This window comes from Methylobacterium goesingense (assembly GCF_022179225.1).
Lineage (GTDB): Bacteria > Pseudomonadota > Alphaproteobacteria > Rhizobiales > Beijerinckiaceae > Methylobacterium > Methylobacterium goesingense.
This window is the reverse complement of the sequence record NZ_BPQL01000064.1, coordinates 1-3,416: the sequence shown is the minus strand read 5'-3', so window position 1 is coordinate 3,416 and position 3,416 is coordinate 1. Positions and strand designations below refer to the sequence as shown.

The following is a 3,416-nucleotide window of genomic DNA, read 5'->3' as shown; positions in this document are numbered from 1 at the left end:
AGCCCCGCCAGGAACGTCCCGCCCCGCGTCAGGAGCGGCCGGAGCCCCGCCAGGAACGTCCTGACCGCCAGGAACGTCCCGACCGTCAGGAACGTCCCGAGCGGGATCCCGCCGAGCGCCCGACGCCCCGGCAGGAGCGTCCGGAGCCGCGACAGGAGCGTCCCGACCGCCAGGAACGCCCTGACCGGCAGGAACGCCCTGACCGGCAGGAACGCCCCGAGCGCGACCAGGGCCCGGCCCGGCGTGCGCCCGGCGCCGAGACACCGCCGGCTCCGCCGGCCGGCCGCGAGCGGAATCCCGAGCGCCCGAACGCACCCGACCGTCCGGCCACGTCCGAGCCCGGTCGTCCGAACGCCGCGCCGCCGCGCCCGGGCACCCAGCCCGGCGCCCCAGACGCGCGCAATCCGGCCACGCCCACCAACCCGGCGAACCCCACCAACCCCGCAGCGCCGAACCCGGCCGCGCCGGCCCGTCCGAACGCGCCCGGTGAGCCCCGTGCGCCCGATGGGCAGCCCGGCGCCGTGGCGCCCAACGCCCGCCCGGGCGTGCCGGGACGACCCTTCGTGCCGCCCGGCGCGCAAAACCCGGATGCTCAGCGGCCGGATGGCCGGCCGGGCGCCGGGCCTAACCCGGCCACCGACGGTCGTCCCGACCGGGACGGCCCCGCCTCCGGCAACCGCGACCCGCGCCGCGACGGTCCAGACCGTGACGGGCCGAACCGGGACGGTCTGAACAGGGACGGTTTGCGCCGCGACGGCGGCGATCGCGATGGAATCGGTCGTGGCGAACCGGGCCGGCCCGACCTGAGGCCGGGCGATACCCGCCGCGACGACCTCGACCGGCGTGGTGGCGCGGACCGGCGGGACGACCGCGACGGCCTCGACCGGCGCGGCGTCGACGACCGGCGCGAGGACCGCGAGCGGCGGGACGCCTTCGAGCGTCGCGAGCCGCGCACCGGCTTCAACGCGCCCGGCCGCCCCGGCTACATCCCGGGCGGGTTCCGGGACGACGACGATGTGCGCGACTACGATCAGGTCCGCCGCGACCGGCGCGAATTCTCCGAAGGCGGCCGGACCTACATCCGCGAGCCCGGGCGCATCATCGTGCGCGACCGAGACAACTATTTCATCCGCCACGATGAGAACGAGCGTTTCCGCGATCTCGACCGGCGGGCGTATCGTAGCGAGCGGCGCGGCGGCGACACCATCACGTATCTCGACCGCCCCGGCGGCGAGCAGATCGTCACCATCGTGGACGATGACGGCCGCCTCGTGCGCCGCTCCCGCCGCTTCCGTGACGGGCGCGAGGTCGTCATCATCGACAACAGCTTCGGTGGGGGCGCCCGTCGGCCGATCTACGACGACGTCGTCGACCTGCCGCCGCCGGACATCCGCATCCCGCGCAACCGCTACGTGGTCGATTACGACGGGGCGGACGAGGGCGCCGTCTACGAGGCCCTTTCGGCCCCGCCGGTGGTCGCGGTGGACCGGCGCTACACCCTGGACCAGGTCCGCTACAGCCCGCAGCTGCGCGCCCGCATGCGCAGCGTCGACATCGACACGATCAACTTCGATACCGGCTCGTTCACGGTGACGCCGGACCAGGCCAGCCGCCTCGCCACCATCGCGGCGGCGATGAACCGGGCGATCAAGGGCAACCCGCAGGAGGTCTTCCTGATCGAGGGCTACACCGACGCGGTCGGGGCCGACGTCGACAACCTCTCGCTCTCGGACCGCCGCGCCCAGTCGGTGGCCACGGTGCTGACGCAGAACTTCGGGGTGCCGCCCGAGAACCTGACCACGCAGGGCTACGGCGAGCAGAACCTGAAGGTGAACACGCAGAACGCCTCGCGGGAGAACCGCCGGGTCACGGTCCGCCGGATCACACCTCTGATCCAGCAGCAGGGCGAGGCGGCCCCGCCGCCCGCTCCGGCTCCGCGCTGAGCCCCGACGTCGCGCGACCGGCGCCCTCGGGGACCGGTCGCGCGACCCTTTGCGGACCAGTTTGTCGCGTGCCGCTTCTACTCGTCGGCACTATAGAGCTGACTAAGGTCAGATATTACTGAATATTGCTCTTTAGAAAATATTTAAATCGAAATGCCATAATACTCAGGTCTTGCGAGACCTGCCCTCCCTGTGCGCTGCAGTCGGGTGGCCTATCGAACGCGCCGAAGTCACCATGCGGATGTCTTTGAAGTCCACGTTGATCGCGATCCTCTGCGTCATGATGGCGGGGATTGGAATGCAAGGCTGGTTTGCCTTTGCCAACATTCGGGTCGTCAATAACGGTGCGGTCGACATCGCCACCAACTGGCTTCCCAGCGTGCGCGCCCTTGGCGACATCAAGTATCACGCCAGTCGTCTGCGCCTCCTTGAATCCCGCTACGTGATCGGCCGCGAGGCGCCGGCGGATCTGGCCAAGGTCGAGGCCGAACGGGTCCGGGCGTTGGACGCTGCAATGCGGGTCTACGAGCCGCTCGTGAGCAGTGACGAGGAGCGTCGACTCTGGACGCGGATTAACGAGACCTTCGCGCAATATGCCGGCCTGCGCCAGAACCTCATCGCCGCCCGCCGCGCCGGGGACATGCCGGCCGTGCAGGAGGTCTTCGACCGTTCGCGCCCGGTGTTCGACGGGCTCATCCGGCTGGTCGAGGAGGATGCCGAGATGAACGGCGTTGGTGCCGGGGCTTCCCAGGCGACCGCGAAGGCGAGCTACGAGGCCGCAATCTGGACCACGCTGCTGGTCTGCGGCTGCGCCATCGCGCTCGGGCTCGGCGGAATCCTCTTCGTGCTCCTCGGCGTCACCCGCCCGATCACGCGCATCACGCACGCCATGCAGACCATCGCGCAGGGTCGGCTGACGGCCGAGATCCCCCATGCGGCCAGCCGCAACGAGATCGGCGCAATGGCCGCCTGCCTCGCGATCTTCCGCGACGGCCTCGTCGACGCGGAGCGCCTGAGGGGTGAGCAGGCGAATCTCGAAAAGGCCGTCGCCGTGCGGCGCAAGGCGATGATGAACGAGCTCGCGGACGGTTTCGAGCGGACGGTGAGCGGCATCGTCGGCATGGTCACGGCCGCGGCCACCCAGCTTCAGGCGACTGCCGGCGCTATGTCGGGAACCGCGGGCGAGACCGCGCAGCGATCGGTCGGCGTCGCAGCGGCGGCCGAGGAGGCCGGCTCCAACGTCAACACCGTGGCGGCGGCGGCCGAGGAACTCGGCTCATCCGTGCGGGAGATCGGACGCCAGGTCGACGGGTCCGCCAACCTTGCCCAGCGCGCGGTGGACGAGGCGGAGCACACCTCCGCGCTGATGGCGGATCTGAGCGGCGGCGCGGCCAAGATCGGCGACGTCGTGGCAATGATCTCGACCATCGCGGGCCAGACGAACCTCCTGGCGCTGAACGCCACCATCGAGGC

Annotated in this window: 2 protein-coding genes; both read left to right on the top strand. The window is 71.1% G+C overall.

The features are described from left to right. On the top strand, nucleotides 1-1,943 hold a 1,943-nt coding region (locus tag MFF30_RS12140; RefSeq protein ID WP_238279680.1), incomplete at its 5' end, for an OmpA family protein. 235 nt (nucleotides 1,944-2,178) lie between these two features. Continuing rightward, the coding region (locus MFF30_RS12135; RefSeq protein ID WP_306424575.1) for a methyl-accepting chemotaxis protein at nucleotides 2,179-3,416 on the top strand (1,238 nt) is incomplete at its 3' end.